Source organism: Pseudoxanthomonas winnipegensis, from assembly GCF_004283755.1.
GTDB classification, from domain to species: Bacteria; Pseudomonadota; Gammaproteobacteria; order Xanthomonadales; family Xanthomonadaceae; genus Pseudoxanthomonas_A; species Pseudoxanthomonas_A winnipegensis.
Genome location: NZ_SHMH01000001.1, coordinates 606,537 through 627,917, shown reverse-complemented (window position 1 = coordinate 627,917; position 21,381 = coordinate 606,537). Strand labels below are relative to the sequence as shown.

Sequence of the window (21,381 nt, the reverse complement as noted above, 5' to 3'; positions counted from 1 at the left end):
AAGCCCGGAGGCGTCGTTCCCCTGCACGGCAGTGGTCGTCCGTTGCCGGCTCGGCCGTGGGCGCGTGGCGGCGCATGGTGGCGCAGAGCGGCGCTCGAAAGGCGCGTCAGAGCGGACGCAGCCCAGCGATTGGCGCGGAAGCACCAGCGTGGCTGCGGAAGAAGGATCCTCGTCCGGTCGAGCCGGCGCAGCGCGGGCCGCCTGCTGCAGAGCAAGAAGGGCGCCGCCTCTGCCCATCCCGTCCTGCCTGCGCGCGGTCACGGCACGCAACGCATCGGTAGCCCAGGATGGGCATCACGCATGATGATGAATTCAATAATTAATCATTACTTGTTCTGATCGAGCTGCGCTTTGTAGAGTCGGTCGCACTCGCCCCAGGCCGCGATCCGCTCGCGACCGGCAAGGGCACGACCACAGACGCACCAGGCGTGCGTCGACACCGGGAGGGTGTGATGTCCGACGGAACCGCGAAAGCGGAGGCACGGTCGCGCGTCGACAGTGCTGCCGACCTGTTCGTCCAGGCCCTGGCCAGGGTCGGCGTGCGCTATTTCTTCGCCAACGGCGGCACCGACTTCCCGCCGATCGCCGAGGCCTTCGCCCGTGCGGCGCTGGATGGCACGCCCAGCCCGAGGCCGATGGTCATCCCGCACGAGAACGTCGCCGTGGCCATGGCGCACGGCAGCTACATGATCGACGGCCAGCCGCAGGCGGTGATGGTCCACGTCAATGTCGGCACGGCCAATACCATCAATGCCGCGCTCGATGCCAGCCGCGACCAGACCCCGGTGCTGCTGTTCGCCGGGCGTTCGCCGTATTCCGAACGCGGCCGCCACGGCACGCGCACGCGCTACATCCACTGGGCGCAGGAGATGTTCGACCAGGCCGGCATGATCCGCGAAGCGGTCAAGTGGGACTACGAACTGCATCTGCCCGAGCAGGCCGGCGAGATCGTGCAGCGTGCGCTGCAGGTGGCGATGACCTCCCCGCGCGGCCCGACCTATGTGACCCTGCCGCGCGACGTGCTGGCCGAAGCGGTCGGCGCGCATGCGGTCGCGCCGCAGCCGCTGAAGCCGCCGGCCGCCCCGCGGCCCGATCCGGACGACATCGCCACGCTGGCCGGCTGGCTGCGCCAGGCGCAGCGTCCGCTGATCGTGACCGCCAGCGCCGGTCGCACCGAGGCCGGCTTCGCCGCGCTGTCCACGTTCGCCGAGCGCTTCGGCATCCCGGTGGCGGTGTTCCACCCGCGCTTCCAGAACATCTCGGCCGAGCATCCGCTGTTCGCCGGCTACGACCCGGCGCCGCTGGTGGCCCAGGCCGATCTGATCCTGGCGCTGGACTGCGATGTGCCGTGGGTGCCCGCGGTGCAGACGCCGCCGGCCGATTGCCGGGTCGCGCATCTGGGCGAGGACCCGGCCTATGTGCGCTACCCGATGCGCAGCTTCCGCACCGATCTGGCCCTGTCGGGAACCACCGCAGTCCTGCTGCAGGCCCTGACCCAGGCCCTGCACGACGCCGGTGGCATCGACCCGCAGGTGGTGCAGGCGCGCACCGAGACCTGCGTCGAACGCACCGCCGCGCTGCGCGCGCAGTGGCGGCAGGCCGCGGCGAACCCCGCGGGCGCGATCACGCCGGAATGGATCAGCGCCTGCATCGCCGAGGCCGTGGGCGAGGACGCGATCATCGTCAACGAGTACCCGCTGCGCCAGCCACAGTGCCCGCAGACCCGGCCCAATACCTATTTCGGCCTGAGCCCCGCCGGCGGCCTGGGCTGGGGCCTGGGCGCGGCGCTGGGGGCCAAGCTGGCCGCGCCGGACAGGCTGGTGGTGGCCACGCTGGGCGATGGCGCCTACATGTTCGCCAATCCCACCGCCTGCCACTGGGTCAGCGAGGCGCATGCGCTGCCGGTGCTGACGGTGATCTTCAACAACGCGCTGTACGGCGCGGTGCGCAACTCGACCAAGGCGATGTACCGCGATGGCCATGCCGCGGGCGACGCGCACCGCATGCTGGCCGAGCTCTCGCCTTCGCCGCGCTTCGAGCATGCCGTGGAAGCCAGTGGCGGCCTGGGCCTGCGCGTGGAGCACGCCGACGATTTGCCGACGGCCCTGGCGCAGGCGGTGGCCGCGGTCCGTGGCGGCCGCCAGGCGCTGGTCAACGTGATCTGTGAGTACTGAGCAGGCCATCGCGATGTCGTCCCCGGTGCGCGAAGCGAATGCGGCCCCGGCACATGGCTGGGGCACTGGCGGCCTGAGCGGCGCGGCCGCCGCGCTGCGTCGTCGCTATCCCACCATCGACGACCTGGAGCGCGCCGCGGGCCGGCGTGCGCCGCGCTTCGCGCGCGACTTCGTCGCCAATGGCCTGGGCGACGATGTGTGCCTGCGCCGCAACCGCGCCGCGCTAGACGCGTGCCAGATCGTGCCGCGCTACGGGCTGGACGTGCGCCAGGTCGACACCGGCGTGAGTTTGTTCGGGCAGCGCTACGCCATGCCGCTGGGCGTGGCGCCGATGGGACTGGCCGGCCTGCTGCGCGCCGGTGCCGACGAGGCGCTGGCTGCGGCGGCGCAGGCGGCGCGGGTGCCGTATGTGTATTCCTCGGTGGGCAACGCAACCATCGAGCGCATCGGCCAACTCGCGCCGGACGTGTTCTGGTTCCAGCTCTACGCGGTACCCGCGGACGACCACCGCGTCTCGCTCGACCTGGCCAGGCGCGCGGCGCGTGCGGGCGCCAGGGTGCTGGTGGTGACGCTGGACGTGCCGGTCCGCGCCAAGCGTTCGGGCGATGTGCGCAACGGCCTGGTGGTGCCGTTCAAGCCGCGCCCGCGCACCGTGCTGGACGTGCTGCGCGCACCGCGCTGGGCGCTGGACCTGCTGCGCCATGGCCAGCCGCGCTTCGGCAACTTCATTCCTTATGCGGGCGAAGCGCCCAGCACCCGGCAGCTGGCGAGCTATGTGTTCCAGCAGATGGCCGGGCCGATGACCTGGGATGCGCTGGTGCGCATCCGCGATGCATGGCCGCATGCGCTGGTGGTCAAGGGCGTGTTGCATCCGGACGACGCGCAGACCGCGCTGTCGATCGGCGCGGACGGCGTACTGGTGTCCAACCATGGCGGGCGCCAGTTCGATGCGGCACCGGCGGCGCTGGAGGCCTTGCCGGCGATCGTCGAACGCGTCGGCCAGCACGCCACGGTGCTGGTCGATGGTGGCCTGCGCCATGGCGTCGACGTGCTGCGCGCGCTGCGCTGTGGTGCCCACGCCGCGCTCGCCGGCCGCGCCTTCCTGTGGGGTCACGGCGCGGCCGGTCCGGCCGGCGCGGCGCATGTGGCCGCGCTGTTCCAGGAGGAATTCAGGATCGCGCTGGCCCAGGCCGGCGTGCGCACGCCCGAAGAAGCCCGCGCAGGAGGCCGCGCGGCCAGCTCCTGATCCGATGTCTTCGCTTACCACCATCCACACGATCCGCAGCGTCACCACGCGCCCTGGGAGGGGCAGGTCGATGAACAAGCAGCACCGGCAACTCGCGCCGCGCCCGGCCACCCGGCAGGACGTGCGCGCATGAACCTCACCCTCATCGCCATCGTCGGCGGCTACATGCTGGCGCTGGCCGCGATCAGTTTCTGGGCCCGACGCTATGCCAAGACCGCGCACAGTTTCACCAGCGGCGGCAACAACTTTCCGGCGATCCTCATCGGCTTCCTGCTGATGAGCGAATTCATCGGCACCACCGCCAGCGTAGGCACCGCGCAGGTGGCTTACAAGCAGGGCATTTCCTCGGCCTGGAACCTGGCCGCGCTCGGCGTGGGCTTCGTCCTGTTCGCCTTCCTGATGGCCCGGCGCTTCAAGGACATGCAGGAAAACACCATCTCCGGCGCGATGGCGCGCACGTACGGGGAGCCGGTGCGCTTTGCGACCTCGGTGATCATGATCTTCGCCCTGCAGATCGTCGCGATCTCGGTCTACACCAGCGGCGGGGCGGTGCTGGCCGGGCTGCTCAAGATCGACCGCACCCTGGCGATCGTGATCGTCGGCGTGATCGGGGTGCTGTACGTCAGCCTGGGCGGCATGCGCTCGGTGATCTACACCAACGTGCTGCACGCGATGGTCAAGTATCTGGGCATCGCCATCGCGCTGGGCTATGCCCTGTCCAAGGTCGGCGGCTACGAGCAGCTGCACGCGCGGCTGCCGGCCAGCATGTTCAGCCTGACCGGCGTGGGCTGGGGCCAGATCGGCGCGTGGATGGTGGCCGGCGTCGGCGCGGTGCTGGCCACCCAGTACGTGGTGCAGGCGATTGCGACCGTGCCCGACGGCCGGCGCGCGCGCGCGGCCAGCTTCTACTCGGCCCTGCTGATCGTCCCCTTCGGCATCGCCGCGGCGATCGTCGGCATGTGCTGCGTGCTGCTGTTCCCCAACATCAATGCGCTGCAGGCCTTCCCGACCCTGGTCGCGTCGATGAACGACTTCATGGCCGGCCTGGTGGTGGCGGGCCTGGCCGGGTCGCTGTTCGGCACGATCTCGGCGCTGAGCATGGGCACGGCCACGCTGATCTACAAGGATTTCTACGCGCGGTTCTTCCAGCGCGACAAGGCCGATGAGGTCAGCGCGCTGCGCTTCGTGCGCATCGCCACGATCGTGGTCGGGCTGATCCCGATCCCGCTGGCGGTGGCCTCCACCGAGGTGCTCAACGTCACCTTCCTGGCCAAGTCGCTGCGCGCCACGCTGGCCGTGCTGCTGCTGATCGCCTTCTATGCGCCGCGCTTCGGTTCGCCGCGCGGTGCGCTGGCCAGCATCCTGCTGTCGCTGTTCGTGACCATCGGCTGGTACCTGGCCGGCAATCCGTTCGGCATCGACAACGCCTATGTCGCCCTGGCGATTCCCCTGGTGGTCATGGCCCTTAGCCATCCCTTCCGCGGCAAGGGCCGGGTGGCGGCGGGCGTGAAGCTGGAACACGGAACACGATGACGCAAGCCGACACCCTCTCGCACGACGAAACGCTGGCGCCCGGCCAGTGGACCGGCCGTTCCCTGCCGCGCGTGGAAGACGCCGCCCTGCTGAGCGGGCGCGGCCGCTACTTCGACGATCTCGGCACGCCGCCGCGCACCCAGCATGCGGCGATCCTGCGCTCGCCGCATGGCCATGCGCGCGTGCTGCGCGTGGACGTCGACAAGGCGCGTGCCCTGCCGGGCGTCTGTGCGGTGCTGACCGGGGCTGACATCCAGCGGCTGACCACCAGCCTGGTGGTCGGCGTCAAGGCGCCGATCGAATGCTGGCCCATCGCCACCGACCGCGTGCGCTACGTCGGCGAGCCGGTCGCGATCGTGGTGGCGCGCGACCGCTACCTGGCCGAAGACGCGATGGAGCTGATCGAGGTCGAGTACGGGGCGCTGGACGCGGTGGTCGATCCGCAGCTGGCCATCGCACCCGATGCGCCGGTGCTGCATGAGGGCCTGGGCGGCAATATCGCCAGCGAGCGGTCTTTCCGCTACGGCGATCCTGAGACCGCCTTCGCGCAGGCCGCCCATCGCGTGTCGGTGGAGGTGCGCTATCCGCGCAACAGCTGCACGCCGATCGAATGCTATGGCGTGCTGGCCGAGTACGACCCGGGCATCGACGGCTACGACGTGCTGGCCAACTTCCAGGGCCCTTTCAGCATCCACGCGGTGATCTCGCGGGCGCTGAAGGTGCCGGGCAACCGCCTGCGCCTGCGCACGCCGCCCGAGTCCGGCGGCAGCTATGGCATCAAGCAGGGCATCTTTCCCTACATCGTGCTGATCGCCGCCGCCGCGCGCGTGGCCCAGTGTCCGGTGAAGTGGGTCGAGGACCGGCTCGAGCATCTGTCCGCCTCGGTCTGCGCGACCAACCGCGACACGACGCTGGCGGCGGCGGTCGACGCCGATGGCCGCGTGCGCGCGCTGGCCTGGGACCAGCTGGAGGACTGCGGCGCGCATCTGCGTGCGCCGGAGCCGGCCACCCTGTACCGCATGCACGGCAACATGACCGGTGCCTACGCGATCGCGCACGTGTCCATCCGCAACCGCGTGGTGCTGACCAACAAGATGCCGACCGGCCTGAATCGCGGCTTCGGCGGTCCGCAGGTGTACTTCGCGCTGGAACGGCTGATGCAGCGCATCGCCATCGAACTCGGCCTCGATCCGCTCGAGGTCATCCGCCGCAACCTGGTGCCGGCCGAGGCGTTCCCGTATCGCACCGCCACCGGGGCGCTGCTGGATTCGGGCGACTACCGCACCGCGGTGGACCGCGCCGTCGAGGAGGGCGGCCTGGCCGAGTTGATCGCACGGCGCGATGCCGCGCGCGCCGAAGGCCGCCACTACGGCATCGGCTTCACCGCCGCGGTCGAGCCCAGCGTGTCCAACATGGGCTACATCACCGCGGTGCTCACACCCGAGCAGCGCGCCAAGGCCGGGCCGAAGAACGGCGCGCAGGCCACGGCGACCATTCAGATCGACGCGGTCGGCTCGGTCAGCGTGCACGTGGCCTCGGTGCCGCAGGGGCAGGGCCATCGCACGGTGCTCGCGCAGGTGGTGGCCGATGCCTTCGGCCTGACCCCGCGCGACATCCGCGTGGTGACCGAGATGGACACCGCGCGCGATGCCTGGTCGATCGCCTCGGGCAACTATTCCAGCCGCTTCGCCGCCGCCGTCGCTGGCGCCGCGCATATTGCCGCCATGCGCCTGCGCGAGAAGCTGGCCAGGATCGCCGCCGCCCAGTTCGGCTGCGAGTGGCAGCAGATCGAATTCGTCGAGGGCACGCTGCGGCACAAGGACAGCGATGCAAGGCCGCTGCCCTTCGCGCGCGTGGCCTCATCCAGCCATTGGGCGCCGGGCACCCTTCCGGACGAGGTGGACCATGCGATCCGCGAGACCGCGTTCTGGACGCCGCCGCAGCTCACCGCGCCCGATGCGCAGGACGGCGTGAACAGCTCGCTGTGCCACGGCTTCATCTTCGACTTCTGTGGCGTGGAGATCGACCGCGATACCGCGCAGGTGCGCATCGACAAGTACGTGACCATGCACGACTGCGGCCGCATCCTGCATCCGGGCATGGTCGAAGGCCAGGTCAACGGCGGCTACGCGCATGCGCTGGGCGCGGCGCTGTACGAGGAGCACAGCTACGGCGCCGACGGCAGCTTCCTGTCCGGCACCTTCGCCGACTACCTGGTGCCGACCGCGATGGAAGTGGTCCCGCCGCTGATCCTGCATCACGAGACGCCGTCGCCATTCACGCCGCTGGGCGCCAAGGGCGTGGGCGAGGGCAACTGCATGTCCACGCCGGTATGCCTGGCCAATGCGGTGGCCGACGCGCTGTCGATCGCCGATGTCGAACTGCCGCTGCTGCCCGCGCGCCTTGCGCTGCATCTGCACGGGGAGGAGATCCCGCCCTCGCGGCCGCTGGCCAAAAAGGCCGCGCCGCCGGCCAAGCCGGGCGAACGCAAGCTCACCGGCGAGGGCGTGGCCAGGGTTGCCGCGTCGCGTCAGCAGGTGTGGAACATGCTGCTGGATCCGGACACGCTGGCCTCGGTGATCCCCGGCGCGCACGGCATCGAACGGCCTTCGCCGACCGAGTTCACCGCCGATGTCACGCTCGGCATCGGCCCGGTCAAGGGCCGCTACAAGGCCAAGGTCGGCCTGCACGATCTCGACGAGCCCGAATCGCTCACGCTCAAGGGCACCACCACCGGTGCGCTGGGCTTCGGCAACGGCAGCGGCGCGGTGACCCTGAAGGAACCGTCGCCGGGCCACACCGAGATCCATTATCGCTATGAAGTGGTCATCGGCGGCAAGGTCGCCTCCATCGGCGGGCGCCTGCTGGACGGCGCGGCCAAGGTGGTGATCGGCCAGCTGTTCGACGGCTTGGCCGCGAAGGCCGGCGGCGGCAAGGGCGGTATCGCCGGATGGTTCAAGCGCGTGCTGCGCAGGTTTGGAGTGGGTCTGTGAAGCCGGCGCCGTTCGACTATCTCCGCGCCGAATCGCGCGAGGAGGTGCTGGCGCAGCTGCACGAGCACGGCGACCAGGCGCGCATCATCGCCGGCGGCCAGTCGCTGGTGCCGATGCTGAGCATGCGCTTGGCCAAGCCGGCACTGCTGGTGGACGTCATGCATGTCGAATCGCTGGCCAGGCTCGAGGCCACCGAGGCCGGCATCCGCATCGGCGCCGGCGTGCGCCAGGCGGCGCTGCTGGAATGGACCGCATGCGATCCGCGCCTGCCGCTGCTGGCCAGGGCGCTGCCCTGGGTGGGCCATGCGCAGACACGCAACCGCGGCACCGTGGTCGGCTCGATCGCCCATGCCGACCCCAGCGCCGAGCAGCCGCTTTGCCTGCTCACCCTGGGCGGCACGCTGCAGCTGCGCCAGCGCAGGAAGGCGCGTTCGATCCCGGCCTCGGATTTCTTCGTCGGCATGATGGCCACCGCACGCGGCGATACCGAGCTGATCGAGTCGGTGACCTTTCCCGCCGCGCAGCCGGGCACCGGCTATGCCTTCGGCGAAGTGGGCCGCCGGCACGGCGACTTCGCCATCGTCGCCTGCGCCGCGGTCGCCACCGGGCACGCCGTGCGTCTGGGCGTCGGCGGGGTGGCCGACGTCCCTACCGTGCGCGAACTGCCGCTGCCGGGCGCGTCGGACTTCGACGACGCCCTCAACCAGTACGCCTGGGACCTGGACGCCCGCGACGATCTGCACGCCACGGCGCGCTATCGCCGTGAGCTGGTGCGCCGCCTGGGCCGCCAGACCATCGAGGAGGCCCTGCGATGCCGAAACTGATCGCCAGCCTGCGCCACACCGTCAGCCTCACGCTCAACGGCCGCCGGGTCGAGGGGCAGGCCGAGCCGCGCATGCTGTTGTCCGACTTCCTGCGCCACGAGCTGGGCGCCACCGGCACCCATGTGGGCTGCGAACACGGCGTCTGCGGCGCCTGCACCGTGCTGATCGACGGCGTCCCGGCGCGTTCGTGCCTGGCGCTGGCCGTGCAGAGCGACGGCGCGCGGGTGCAGACCGTGGAAGGGCTCTCGCCCGACGGCGGCCACACGCTGGGCGTGCTGCAGGAGGCCTTCCGCGCGCACCACGGCCTGCAGTGCGGCTTCTGCACGCCCGGGATCCTGATGTCGCTGGACGGCTTCCTGCGCGCATCGCCCGACGCCAGCGAGGACGAACTCAGGGAGATGCTCTCCGGCCATCTGTGCCGGTGCACCGGCTACGCCACCATCATCAAGGCCGCCCTGCACGCGCAGCAGCGGTTGAAAGAGGAACGCGCACATGCTTGATCTCGGCACCAGTTTCCTGGCCAGCGTCGAACGCGACCCCAAGGCCCTGGCCATCGTCGATGGCGACACGCGCCTGACCTATGCGGCCTGGTACCGGGCCATCTCCTCGGTCGTCGCGGCGCTGGACGCCGCCGGCGTGCGCCACGGCGACCATGTGGTCAGCGTGCTGCGCAACCGCTGGGAAGCGGCCACGCTGCACTGGGCCTGCCAGTTCGCCGGCGTGATCCTGACCCCGCTCAACTGGCGCGCCACCGCCGAGGACGTGGGCTTCTGCGTGCACGACGCTGAGGCGCGCGTGATCGTGTACGAGCACGCGCCCTCCAAGTCGATCGCCGCCGCCGGCCTGGACGAGTCCGTGCTGCACGTGACCCTGGACATCGAGCGTCCCGGCGCGCAGCGCTTCGCCAGCTGGCTGTCCCTGGACGCGCCGCCGGCCACGCCGCGCGCCACGGCCGATGACTGGTCGCTGATGCTCTACACCTCGGGCACCACCTCCAAGCCCAAGGGCGTGCCGCGCCGCCACCGCGCCGAGCGCGCCGCGGCCATCGCCCATGTCGCGCAGAATCTCTACGGCAACGGCGAGCGCACCTTGGGGGTGATGCCGCTGTACCACACGATGGGCGTGCGCTCGCTGCTGGCCAGCTCGATCATCAACGGCGTATTCGTCTGCCTGCCCAAGTTCGACGCGGCCCGCGCGCTGGCCCTGATCGCCCAGGAGAAGATCGACAACCTCTATCTGGTGCCGACGCTGTACCACGACGTGGTCCACCACCCGGACTTCGCCGTGACGGATGTGTCCTCGGTGCGCAAGCTCGGCTATGCCGGCGCATCGATGACCGATGGCCTGCTCAGGAAGCTCGACGAGGCGTTCAGGCCGGACCTGTTCGTCAACCACTATGGGTCCTCGGAGGTCTATACCTTCACCATCGAGGACGACGCGGCTGGCAAGCCGGGCAGCGCCGGACGCTCGGGCATCAACCAGATGGTCCGCGTGGTCAAGCTGGAGGCGAGCACGGGCGAGGAGCGCGCCGCGGTCAACGAGGAAGGCCAGATCGTCGCGCTGCTGGCTGGCGACGAGGCCTTCGAAGGCTACTGGCGCCGCCCGGACGCAGACGACAAGGCGCTGCGCAACGGTTGGTACTTCACCGGCGACACCGGCTATGTGGACGAGGAAGGCGATCTGTTCGTCACCGGCCGCGTCGACGACATGATCATCTCCGGCGGCGAGAACGTCTCGCCGGTGGAGATCGAGAGCCATCTCTCGCTGCATCCCAAGGTCGATGAGGTGGCCGTGGTCGGCCTGCCGGACGAGCGCTGGGGCAGCGTGGTCACCGCCTTCATCAAGGCCAATGCGCCGGTCACCCGGGAAGAGCTCGACGCCTGGTGCCGCGATTCCAAGCTGGCCAACTTCAAGCGCCCGCGCGACTTCGTGTTCGTGCAGGACATTCCCAAATCGCCGGTCGGCAAGCTGCTGCGCCGCAAGCTCACCGCAGGCGAATACGCCCTGGCCCCTTGAAGCCTCTTCTTTCCCCTACCCACAAGGCAGAACCCCATGTCCAAGACCATCGAAACCCTCGACGGCTTCCGCATCGAAGTCGACGCCGACGCCCAGCGCGGCGACATCGTGCTGGACCGCGCGCCGTTCAACACCATCAGCATGGACCAGCGCGACGCGCTGCGCCTGGCGTTCGAGCGGCTCGACGCCGATGCGCGCGTGCGCGTGATCGTGCTGCGTGCCGAGGGCGAGCACTTCTCCTCCGGCGGCTACATCATGGGCTTCCTGGAGGCCTCGCCGGAGCATGTCTCGCATCTGGCCTGGAACATCGCCGCCCCGGCGCGCGCCAGCAAGCCGGTCATCGCCGCCAACCGCGGCTACACCTTCGGGGTGGGCTTCGAGATCTCGCTGGCCTGCGATTTCCGCATCGTCTCCGAGACCGTCGAATACGCGCTGCCGGAGCAGAAGCTCGGCCAGATCCCGGGCTCGGGCGGCTCGGCGCGCCTGCAGAAGATCGTCGGCATCACCCGCACCAAGGACATCGTCATGCGCTCCAAGCGCATCAAGGCGCAGCAGGCCTACGACTGGGGCATCGCCACCGAGCTGGTCGCCGACGGCGAGCTGGAAGCGGCCACCGACGCGCTGGTCAAGGAGCTGATCGGCTTCTCGCCGCTGGCCCAGCGCACTGCCAAGAAGCTGCTCAACGATACCGAGGACGCCTCGCTGTCCATCGCGATCGAGCTGGAAGGCCATTGCTACAGCCGCCTGCGCAGCTCTGACGACTTCCGCGAAGGCGTCGAGGCCTTCCACGCCAAGCGCAAGCCGAACTTCCAGGGCCGCTGATCGCGGGCAACGGCGCAGGCGCGCTGTGCCCCGCGCCACCGCGCGGGTGCGGCGCGCGTGGATCTTCTTCCTGGCCAGCACCGGTTGCGGCGGGCCGCGTAGGGTAGTGCGATGACGCAAGTGTTCGACGAGGTGATCGTAGGCGGTGGATCGGCCGGCTGCGTGCTGGCCAACCGGCTCTCGACCCATCCCGCCCGGCGCGTGCTGCTGGTCGAGGCCGGCATCGACACGCCACCGGGCCAGGTGCCCGAGGCGCTGCTGGACAGCTATCCGATGGCGCTGTTCCATGGCGAGCGCTACATCTGGCCGGGGCTGTCGGCCTCGACCACGCGCGCTGCGGATGGCCGCGTGCTGTCGCGCGCCTACGAGCAGGGCCGGGTGATGGGCGGAGGCTCGTCGATCAACGTGCAGGCGGCCAATCGCGGATTGCCGCGCGATTACGACGCCTGGGCCGCGCTGGGGGCCGAGGGCTGGGACTGGGACGGCGTGCTGCCGTACTTCCGCAAGCTCGAGCGCGACCTCGACTGCGACGGCCCGCTGCACGGCCGCGACGGGCCGATTCCGATCCGCCGCGTCAAGCTGCAGGCATTCCCGCCCTATGCGACCGCGGTGACGCAGGCGCTGTCCGCCAGCGGTCTTTCCATGCGGCTGGACCAGAACGGCGATTTCGAGGACGGGCTGTTCCCACCGGCGTTCTCCAACGAGCACGACCGGCGCGTGTCCAGCGCGACGGGCTATCTCGATGCGAGCGTGCGTGCGCGCCGCAACCTGGTGGTTCGCGCCAACACACGCGTGGTCGGGCTGAAGTTCGAAGGCCGCCGCGTGGTCGGTGTCGAGCTGGAGCGAGACGGCGTGCGCGAGCTGGTCTACGCCGGGCGCGTCAGCCTCACCGCCGGCGCGCTGCAGTCGCCGGCGCTGCTGATGCGTGCGGGCGTCGGCGATGGCCAGGCGCTGGCGGCGCTCGGGATCCAGGTCATCGCCAATCGCCCCGGCGTGGGCCGTAACCTGCACGATCATCCGGCGCTGACGCTGTGCCAGTACCTGCCGCGCGCGCTGCGCCTGCCGCCGAGCTATCGCCGCGCCAGCTTTGTGGCCATGCGCTACAGCTCGGGCATCGAAGGCGGCAGCGCGTCGGACATGTACCTCACCGCCTCGGCGCGCGCCGGCTGGCATGCGCTGGGCCAGCGCCTGAGCCTGTTCTTCCTGTGGTGCAACCAGCCGCACTCGCAGGGGCGCGTGCATCTGGTTTCGGCCTCGCCCGACGACTATCCGAAGGTCGATCTCAACCTGCTCTCCGCGCCGGCCGATCTGCAGCGGATGATGCACGGCGTGCGCCAGCTGGTGCGGCTGGCGGTGTGCGAGGCGCTCAATCCGGACATCGACGATCTGTTCCCGGCCGGCTTCACGCCGGCGATCAAGCAGCTCAGCGCGGTCACGCGCCGCAACGCGCTGCTGACCAGGTTGCTGGGCGCGCTGCTGGACGTGCCGGCGTCGCTGCGCCAGCGGGTGCTGCGCCGGGTGATGAACGGCGGGCGTTCGCTGGCGTCGGTGCTGGGCGACGATGCGCAGCTGGAAGCCTTCGTGCGCGCCAACGTGTTCGGCGTGTGGCACGCCAGCGGCACCTGCCGCATGGGCCGCGCGGACGATCTGAGCGCTGTCGTGGATCCGGCCGGCAAGGTGATCGGCGTGGACAACCTCTACGTCGCCGACGCCTCGGTGATGCCGCGCCTGCCGTCGGCCAACACCAATATCCCGACCATCATGATCGCGGAGAAGATCGCGGACGGCATGCGCAAGGCGGTGTGAGCCGCACCAACATCCAACGCCGAAGCAGAACCCCCAGCGCGTCATTCCCGCGAGCGCGGGAATCCAGGGACTTCGCTGTTCGCCTTTGCCGGCGCGTCAACGGATGCCCGCCGCCTTACCCAGCCAGCGCTCGCCGCAAACCTACTGCCCCGCCTCCGCATCCACGCCCTGCCGCCACCGCTTCACCGTCCCCGTCTCGATCTCGAACAGATCCAGCACCCGCCCTACCGTATGGTCGACCATCGCATCGATCGACTCGGGGCGCGCATAGAACGCCGGCACCGGCGGGGCGATGATCGCGCCCATCTCCGAGAGCTGGGTCATGCTGCGCAGGTGGCCAGTATGCAGCGGCGTCTCACGCACCATCAGCACCAGGCGGCGGCGCTCCTTCAGCACCACGTCGGCGGCGCGCGTGAGCAGGCTGGAGGTCACGCCGGTGGCGATCTCGGACATCGAGCGCATCGAGCACGGCGCGACGATCATGCCGCGCGTACGGAACGAGCCGGAGGAGATCGAGGCGGCGATGTCCTGGTGCGCATGGACCTGCGTGGCCAGCGCCTTGACCTCGGCGATCTTCAGGTCGGTCTCGTGGGCGATGGTGATCTCGGCGGACTTGGACATCACCAGGTGCGCGGGGATCCGCAGCGCCTTGAGCATTTCCAGCAGGCGCACGCCATAGATCACGCCGCTGGCGCCGGAGATGCCGACGATGAGCGGCGGGTTCTGCTGCGGGTCTGCACGCATCGGCTGGTCTCCTGAGTCGGCCATCACGGCGTAACGCCGGCCACGCCCGGCGCCTGGTAGATGTGCTTGAGTTCGGTGAAGTCGGCCAGCGCGTCGTAGCCGTGCAGACGGCCCAGGCCGCTCTGGCGATAGCCGCCGGTCTCCACTTCGGCCAGCAGCCGGTTGTGCTCGTTGATCCACACCGTGCCGTTGCGCAGGGCGCGGGCCACGCGCAGGGCGCGCGCGCCGTCGTGCGTCCACACGCTGGCCGACAGGCCGAAGACGGTGTGGTTGGCCCGCGCGATGGCCTCGGCCTCGTCCTCGAACGACTCCAGCACCAGGAACGGGCCGAAGATCTCGTCCTGGACGAAGTCGGCACCGCTGTCGCGGTGATACACCAGCGCGGGCTTGAAGAACGCGCCTTCGGCCAGCGCGCCGTCGGGCACGCCGCCGCGCAGCAGCACCTGGTCGGCGAGCTCGCAGGCCTGGGCGATCTGGGCGGCGACGCCATCGCGCGCGCGCCGGTCGATCAGCGGGCCGATCTGCGAGACCGGATCGATGCCGGGGCCCAGGCGCAGCGACTCCAGCGCGCCGGTCAGCGCCTGCTTCATCTCCGAGAGCCTGCTCTTGTGCACCAGCACGCGCCGCGCCGCGGTGCACTGCTGGCCGGAGAGGATGGTCGCGGCGGCGGCCAGCCTGGGCGCGACCGCCTCCACGTCGGCGTCGGGGAACACCAGGCAGGCCGAGTTGCCGCCGAGTTCCAGCGAGAGCTTCTTCATGCTGTCGGCGGCGTTGCGCATGATGGTCTTGCCCACCGCGGTCGAGCCGGTGAAGCAGATCACGTCCACCGCGTGCGAGGTGGCCAGCAGCGAAGCGCCGGCGCTGCCGGCCTCGCTGAAGACGTTGACCACGCCGGCCGGCAGCTGCGGATGCTGCAGCAGCGGGGCCAGGATCGCGGCGTTGAACAGCGTGGTCTGCGCGGCCGGCTTGACCACCACCGTGCAGCCGGCGGCCAGCGCCGGGCCGAGCGCGCGCACCAGCAGCACCGCCGGCGCATTCCACGGCACGATGATGCCGGCCACGCCGGCCGGCTCGCGCAGCACGGTGGACAGCACGCCGGGCTCGGGTTCCAGCACGTGGCCGGGAATGTGACGGGCCAGGCCGGCGTAGTACTCGATCTCGGAGATCGCGCCGGCCACCTCGCCGCGCGACTGCGCGATGACCTTGCCGTTCTCGAGGGTCAGCAGCTCGGCCAGTGCATCGGCGCGTGCCTGCAGGGCGGCGGCCCAGTCCAGCAGCACGCGCTGGCGCAGGCGCGGCGAGGCGGCCCAGGCGCCGTGGTCGAAGGCGCGGCGGGCCGCGTCGATGGCGGCCTGCGCCTCTGCCGCGCCGCCGTCGGCGTACTGGCCGAGGACCTGGCCGTTGGCCGGGTCCTGGCTGGGAAGGAAGGCGGTGCCGACGGCCTTGCCGTCGATCCAGTGCATGGCGGGGGAACGGGTCACGGAAGCGTCCTGGGTGCATGGCGCACGACGATCCGGACGCGTCTGTGGCGGGACATCCCGCGCGGGAAGGCGCCGGCCCGCGGCCGCGCCGATGCGCGCTGCATCCCACCGCGCCTCCCGACCGCCGCGCCCGGAGGAAATCGAGGCTCGGCGGCGGCGCGCCCGCGGACGGCGCGCCACTCCCGAGGGCGACGCTAGCGCGGGCTGGGCATCAAGTCTAATAATCAGTCTTTATTTTTTTTATCAGATGATCTGATAAGGATCGGCTCCAGCGCCTCGCGCGTCTCGTGCAGCGCCTCGCGCAGGCGCTCGACCAGCAGCATCGCCGCCGGCCCCAGCGGATGCCGCGCCTGGTGGATGACGACCAGATGGCGGGTGATCCGCGAGCGGCCGATCGAATACCCCACCAGCGAGCCATCCAGCAGCTGCCGGTGCACGGCGATGCTGGGCAGCACGGTGAACCAGTCGCTGCGCGCGACCAGGTCGGCGATGGAGTCGGTCGAGTCGATCTCCAGCTGCGGTTCCAGCTCGACGGTGAGCCCGGCCATGTGGCGCTCCAGCTCGGCGCGCAGGCCGTGGCGCTTGGACGGCAGCACCAGCTTCAGCGCGGCCACGTCGCCGAGCGAGCGGATCTTCGGCGGGGCGTTGCCGCGCGCGCCGACCAGGACCATCTCTTCCTCCAGCAGCGGGATCATCTCCAGCCCCAGGCGGCGCGCCGGCCGGTTGATCACCGCCACGTCCAGGCGGCCGGCGTTGACCCATTCGATGAAGGTCTGCGAATAGCCATCGGCGATGGAGATCCGCACGTCCGGATAGTCGGCCGAGTAGGCCATCAGCACGCCGGGAATCACGCTGCGCGTGACCGAGGACAGCACGCCGATGGAGACCTCGCCGGAGACGGTGCCCGACAGGTTGGCCATATGCGTCATCGCCGCGGCCAAATCGCGCTGGATCGGCGTCACCAGCCGGTGCAGCGTGCGGCCGGCGGCGGTCGGCACCATGCGCTTGGGGGTGCGCTCGAACAGCTTCTGCTCCAGCTCGCGCTCCAGCTTGGCGATCTGCATCGACAGCGCGGGCTGGACCACGTTCATGCGCTGCGCCGCGCGCGTGACGCTGCCTTCTTCGTACAGCGCCAGGAAGTAATTGATCTGTCGCAGGTCCATCGCCCCTCCGGGATGAGGTCAGAAAATCTGATGGATCATATCTAAATTCATTATTTGGAATTATCGGCCGCCTGGGCGAGGCTGCGGCCGTTGCCCCTTCCGGGGTGCGCCCGTCGGGCTGGCCATCGCCGCCAGGCGCGACGCCGATGCGGCTTCGCCGCGCACGGCCACAACTCGAGCAACGTTCATCCATTTCCGAGGAGGGGAAACATGAGCGGAACCACGACCTCGCCAGGCGGGGCGACGGGGGCGGCTGCGCCCATTCCACCGCGCAAGGTGCTGCTTGCGGCCTTCGCCTCCACCTTCGGGTGGGCGCTGGATCTGTTCGACCTGTTCCTGCTGCTCTACGTCGCCCCGATCGTGGGCCGGCTGTTCTTCCCCTCGCACACGCCTACGCTGTCGCTGGCGGCGGTCTATGCCTCGTTCGCGGTGGCGCTGCTGGTACGCCCGCTGGGCTCGGCCGTGTTCGGCGCCTATGCAGATCGCAAGGGCCGCAAGCTGGCGCTGATGGTGGCGATGGTCGGCGTCGGCCTGGCCACTGCGGCCTTCGGCGTGCTGCCGACCATCGAGCAGGTCGGCCTCCTGGCGCCGGTGCTGTTCCTGGTACTGCGCGTAGTGCAGGGCCTGTTCGTCGGCGGCATCGTCGCCTCCACCCATACCATCGGCACCGAGTCGATCCCGCCGCGGTATCGCGGTCTGGTGTCCGGCCTGGTCGGCGGCGCCGGCGCCGGCATCGGCGCGCTGATGGCCTCCTTCGCCTACTTCGTGCTGTCGGGCATCTTCCCCGATGCGCAGTTCGACCATTGGGGCTGGCGCTTCATGTTCTTCACCGGGCTGATCAGCACGGCCTTCGGCCTGATCATGTTCAAGTTCCTCGAGGAATCGCCGGTCTGGAAGCAGTTGCAGGAGGCCAAGGCCAGCGGCAAGGTCGCCGCCGCGCCGAAGGTCTCGCCGCTGCGGCGCGTGTTCGGCCGCGAGTACCGCAAGGTCATGCTGGTCAATCTGCTGATCACCTTCGGCGGCGGTGCGACCTATTACCTGACCTCCGGCTACCTGCCGACTCTGCTCAATCTGGTGGCCGAGGTGCCGCACGGGGAGAGCTCGCACATCCTGATGTGGGGCTCGGTGGCGGTGATCGTCAGCGCGCTGTTCTTCGGCTGGCTCAGCGACAAGGTCGGGCGCAAGCCGAGCTTCATCGTCGCCGGCCTGGCCGCGCTGGTCGGTCTGCCGCTGCTGTTCCATGGCGTGAGCGGTGCGGCCGGCTCGGTCGACACGGTGCTGCTGTACGCGGTGGCGATCTCGCTGATCGGCGGCGCGGCGATCGCGCCGATCATGATCTTTCTCAACGAGCGCTTCTCCACCGATCTGCGCGCCAGCGGCACCGGCCTGAGCTGGAACATCGGCTTCGCCTTGGGCGGGACCATGCCGACCTTCGTGTCTCTGGCCAGCGCCACGCCCGCGCAGATCCCGACGGTGCTGGCGGTGTTCACCGGCGTGATCGGCCTGATCTACCTGATCGGCGCGGTGGTCATCCCCGAGACGCGCGGCAGGACGCTTTAGACCGCGCGCGATCGCCCAGGCCCCGCGCCGGGTGGTCCGTTCGCGACTTCTTGCCGGCACCCGAGCGTGCCGGTGTTCCCACACGGCGCGCGCAGCCCCTGGCGTGCGGCCGACCGATGAAGGCAACCATGGCTGATTCCAATCCCAGATCCGGCAACACGCACGGCGCGCTGTCGTTGCGTCAGTGGCTGGACCGCCTGTCCGCGCGTGGCGAACTGGCCGTGGCCCGCGACGGGCTCAGGCTGCGGCACGAGATCGCGGCGGTCGCGCACAAGCTGGACGGGCGCCAGGCCACGTTCTTTCCCCGTCCCGATGGCGCGCATGCGATCCCGGTGATCTCCGGCATCGTGTCCGACCGTGGCTGGATGGCCGAGGCGCTGGGCGTGGCGCAGGACGAGCTGCTGGCGCGGTTCCAGCACGCCGCGTCCAACCCGATTCCGTGGAAGGAGGTCGGCGACGCCCCCGCGCAGGAGGTGGTGCACACGCAGATCGATCTGCTCAGGCAGCTGCCGATCCCCACCCACAACGAACACGACAGCGGCGCCTACATCACCGCCGGCCTGCTGATCTCGCGCAGCCCGGAAACCGGCATCCAGAACGTCGCCATCCACCGCTGCCAGATCAGCGGCAAGAACCGCATCGGCGTGCTGCTGCTGCCGCGCCACACCGACCACTACTACCGCATGGCCGAGAAGGACGGCAAGCCGCTGCAGATGGCCATCGCCATCGGCGTGGACCCGGCCACGCTGCTGTCCTCGCAGGCGATCGTGCCGGTGGACCACGACGAACTGGAGATCGCCGGCGCCTTGCACGGCCGGCCGCTGGAAGTGGTCAAGTGCACCACCAACGAGGTGCGCGTGCCGGCGCAGGCCGAGATCGTCATCGAGGGCAGGCTGCTGGCCGACGAACGCGAGGAGGAAGGGCCGTTCGGCGAATTCCCGCAGTACTACGGCGAGCGCGCGCGTCGCCATGTGATCGAGGTCGACGCGATCACCCATCGCCGCGATGCAGTGTTCCACACCATCGTCGGCGGCGGCCTGGAGCACCTGCTGCTGGGCGCGATCCCGCGTGAGGCCACCATCCTCAATGAGCTGCAGCGCAGCTTCCCCGGCGTGCGCGATGTGCACCTGGCACTGGGTGGGGTCGGCCGCTATCACCTTTACGTGAAGCTGGACAAGCGCCAGAACGGCGAGGGCAAGAACGTCATCCTCGGCGCGTTCGCCGCGCACTACGACATCAAGCATGTGGTGGTGGTCGACACCGACGTGGACATCCATGACCCGCAGGAAGTCGAGTGGGCGGTGGCCACGCGCTTCCAGGCCGATCGCGATCTGGTGGTGATCGGCAACAGCCAGGGCTCCAAGCTCGATCCGTCCACCGACGATGGCGTGGGCGCCAAGATGGGACTGGACGCCACCATCCCGGTCGATGCGCCGGAGATGAAGTACAAGCGCATCCGCATTCCCGGCGAAGACACGCTGGACCTGCAGGCCGTGATCACCGGCCGCCGGGACTGGCGCGGCGCAGCCGACCGCGCCGCATGAACACCTTCGGGAGGGGGAGTGCCATGCGCAAGTGCAAGATCGCCGTCCTGATGACCACGGCGCTGGCCGCGGGCATCCCCGCCGCACAGGCGCAGATGGCCAGCCAGGACGCCGGCTATCCGCTGGCCGCGCAGGGCTGGGGCGGCAAGACCGGCCCCGACACCTGGATGTCGCGCTATGTGGAGGACTGGACCGCGCTGCGCGATCCGGCCAAGCGCACCGGCGTGTTCGACGGACTCAAGTACATCCCGTTCAACGACAGCGGCGACACCTATCTGAGCGTGAGCATGGAGCAGCGCTTCCGCGGCGACTACTACAGCGCCATCGGCCTGCGCGAGGGCGCGGCCTCGCAGTCGCCGTGGCTGTATCGTGCCTTCCTCGGTGCGGACCTACATGTGGGCGAGCACGTCCGCGCGTTCACCGAGCTGGCGCATGGCGGTTACGACGGCCGCAACGTCACCAGCTTCCCGGCTTCGCAGCGCGACGACGCGTTCCTGCAGCAGGCCTTCGTCGATCTGACCGGCAAGTGGGGTGATGCCGAGGTCGGCGTACGCGTGGGGCGACAGGATTTCCAGGACGGCCCGCAGTGGCTGGTGACCACGCGCGAGAACTCCAACACCCGCGTCACCTTCGACGGCGTGCGTGCGTGGGCGATCGCTGCGGACCGTCGGCTGGACGTGTTCGACTATCGCTATGTCGATCAGCAGGGCGGCTATTTCGACGATGGCACGTTGTCGAGCAAGCGCTTCAGCGGTGCGCTGGCCGGCTTCCGGCTGGCGGGCACCGGCCTGTACCTGGAGCCGTTCTGGTTCCACGCCCTCGACGACAACAAGGCCTGGGGCGGCAAGGTCGCCAGGGAAACGCGCGACTACTTCGGCATGCACTTCTACGGCACGCACGGCGCGCTGACGTTCGACACCGCCGCGATGTACCAGACCGGCGACTTCGGCGGGCGCGACCTGCGCGCCTACTCGGCGTACTCGACCTTCAACTGGAAGCTCTCCGGCATCGGCTGGGCGCCACAGGTCGGCTTCCACGCCGACCTGAGCTCCGGCGGCGGCGCCTATGGCAGCAGCACGCTGCGCAACAGCTCGATCCTGTTCGGCAGCGGGCCGTATCACAGCTGGGCGACCTGGTTCGGCAGCACCAACTACATCGCCTTCGCGCCGATGTTCCAGTTCGCGCCGAGCAGGACCACCAGCGTGCAGCTGCAGTATCAGCGGATGTGGCGCCAGAGCACCGATGACGCCATCTACAGCGGCGCCGGCACCGCCTATGCCGGCACGCAGCGGACCGATGGCAGGCGCATCGGCGACCTGCTGCGGCTCAACGCCACATGGAAGGTCAGTCGGTATGTGGCGTTCACTGCGCGCGCCGAGCGCTTCCTGGCCGCGGCGGCGATGGAGGATGCCGGCTACGGCGACGCCACGTTCTTCGGCGGGTTCATGACGTTCCGCTTCTGAGGGATGCCTTGG

At 69.9% G+C, this 21,381-nt stretch carries 15 protein-coding genes; 12 read left to right on the top strand and 3 right to left on the bottom strand.

Going from position 1 to position 21,381, the window contains the following annotated elements; genetic code table 11:
- Nucleotides 1-452: 452 nt before the first annotated feature.
- The 9 genes from EAT51_RS02815 to EAT51_RS02775 all read left to right on the top strand — a co-directional run bounded on the left by EAT51_RS02815 (nucleotide 453) and on the right by EAT51_RS02775 (nucleotide 13,414).
- Nucleotides 453-2,174, top strand: coding sequence for a thiamine pyrophosphate-requiring protein (locus tag EAT51_RS02815; RefSeq protein ID WP_130561264.1), 1,722 nt, complete (start codon nucleotides 453-455; stop codon nucleotides 2,172-2,174).
- The gene (locus tag EAT51_RS02810) at nucleotides 2,164-3,420 is read left to right on the top strand and encodes an alpha-hydroxy acid oxidase (protein ID WP_205965154.1); all 1,257 of its coding nucleotides are present in this window, start codon (nucleotides 2,164-2,166) and stop codon (nucleotides 3,418-3,420) included. The genes EAT51_RS02815 and EAT51_RS02810 overlap by 11 nt, the downstream gene beginning before the upstream one ends.
- Nucleotides 3,421-3,549: 129 nt before the next feature.
- Nucleotides 3,550-4,953 (top strand): sodium:solute symporter family protein, encoded by a 1,404-nt coding sequence (locus tag EAT51_RS02805; protein WP_205965153.1) that lies wholly within the window; start codon nucleotides 3,550-3,552, stop codon nucleotides 4,951-4,953.
- On the top strand, nucleotides 4,950-7,946 hold the full coding sequence (locus EAT51_RS02800) for a xanthine dehydrogenase family protein molybdopterin-binding subunit (RefSeq protein ID WP_130561262.1): 2,997 nt from the start codon (nucleotides 4,950-4,952) through the stop codon (nucleotides 7,944-7,946). The genes EAT51_RS02805 and EAT51_RS02800 overlap by 4 nt, the downstream gene beginning before the upstream one ends.
- Complete coding sequence (locus tag EAT51_RS02795; protein WP_130561261.1) at nucleotides 7,943-8,770, top strand: FAD binding domain-containing protein; 828 nt, start codon at nucleotides 7,943-7,945, stop codon at nucleotides 8,768-8,770. Before EAT51_RS02800 ends, EAT51_RS02795 begins: the two co-directional genes overlap by 4 nt.
- Nucleotides 8,758-9,270, top strand: coding sequence for a (2Fe-2S)-binding protein (locus EAT51_RS02790; RefSeq protein ID WP_130561260.1), 513 nt, complete (start codon nucleotides 8,758-8,760; stop codon nucleotides 9,268-9,270). The genes EAT51_RS02795 and EAT51_RS02790 overlap by 13 nt, the downstream gene beginning before the upstream one ends.
- Nucleotides 9,263-10,786, top strand: coding sequence for an AMP-binding protein (locus EAT51_RS02785; protein ID WP_130561259.1), 1,524 nt, complete (start codon nucleotides 9,263-9,265; stop codon nucleotides 10,784-10,786). Before EAT51_RS02790 ends, EAT51_RS02785 begins: the two co-directional genes overlap by 8 nt.
- Before the next feature lie 36 nt (nucleotides 10,787-10,822).
- Nucleotides 10,823-11,608 carry an enoyl-CoA hydratase/isomerase family protein gene (locus EAT51_RS02780; protein ID WP_130523106.1) on the top strand — a complete coding sequence of 262 codons (786 nt, stop codon included), beginning with the start codon at nucleotides 10,823-10,825 and terminating at the stop codon, nucleotides 11,606-11,608.
- 111 nt (nucleotides 11,609-11,719) lie between these two features.
- Complete coding sequence (locus EAT51_RS02775; protein WP_130561258.1) at nucleotides 11,720-13,414, top strand: GMC family oxidoreductase; 1,695 nt, start codon at nucleotides 11,720-11,722, stop codon at nucleotides 13,412-13,414.
- A 141-nt stretch (nucleotides 13,415-13,555) separates the two neighbouring features.
- On the opposite strand, the gene EAT51_RS02770 is transcribed toward EAT51_RS02775, so the two are convergent.
- From EAT51_RS02770 to EAT51_RS02760, 3 genes are all read right to left on the bottom strand, one after another.
- Nucleotides 13,556-14,158 (bottom strand): UbiX family flavin prenyltransferase, encoded by a 603-nt coding sequence (locus EAT51_RS02770; protein ID WP_130523108.1) that lies wholly within the window; start codon nucleotides 14,156-14,158, stop codon nucleotides 13,556-13,558.
- 23 nt (nucleotides 14,159-14,181) lie between these two features.
- Complete coding sequence (locus EAT51_RS02765; RefSeq protein ID WP_205965152.1) at nucleotides 14,182-15,639, bottom strand: aldehyde dehydrogenase family protein; 1,458 nt, start codon at nucleotides 15,637-15,639, stop codon at nucleotides 14,182-14,184.
- A gap of 224 nt (nucleotides 15,640-15,863) precedes the next feature.
- Entirely contained in the window at nucleotides 15,864-16,802 is a 939-nt protein-coding gene (locus tag EAT51_RS02760) for a LysR family transcriptional regulator (protein WP_130523109.1), read from the bottom strand.
- Between the two features lie 210 nt (nucleotides 16,803-17,012).
- On the opposite strand from EAT51_RS02760, the gene EAT51_RS02755 reads away from it, so the two are divergent.
- From EAT51_RS02755 to EAT51_RS02745, 3 genes are all read left to right on the top strand, one after another.
- Nucleotides 17,013-18,362, top strand: a complete 1,350-nt coding sequence (locus EAT51_RS02755) for an MFS transporter (protein ID WP_130561257.1) — start codon at nucleotides 17,013-17,015, stop codon at nucleotides 18,360-18,362.
- A 128-nt stretch (nucleotides 18,363-18,490) separates the two neighbouring features.
- Nucleotides 18,491-19,906 carry a UbiD family decarboxylase gene (locus EAT51_RS02750; protein ID WP_130561256.1) on the top strand — a complete coding sequence of 472 codons (1,416 nt, stop codon included), beginning with the start codon at nucleotides 18,491-18,493 and terminating at the stop codon, nucleotides 19,904-19,906.
- 23 nt (nucleotides 19,907-19,929) lie between these two features.
- Nucleotides 19,930-21,369, top strand: coding sequence for an alginate export family protein (locus EAT51_RS02745; RefSeq protein ID WP_165422679.1), 1,440 nt, complete (start codon nucleotides 19,930-19,932; stop codon nucleotides 21,367-21,369).
- The last annotated feature ends 12 nt before the right edge of the window (nucleotides 21,370-21,381 follow it).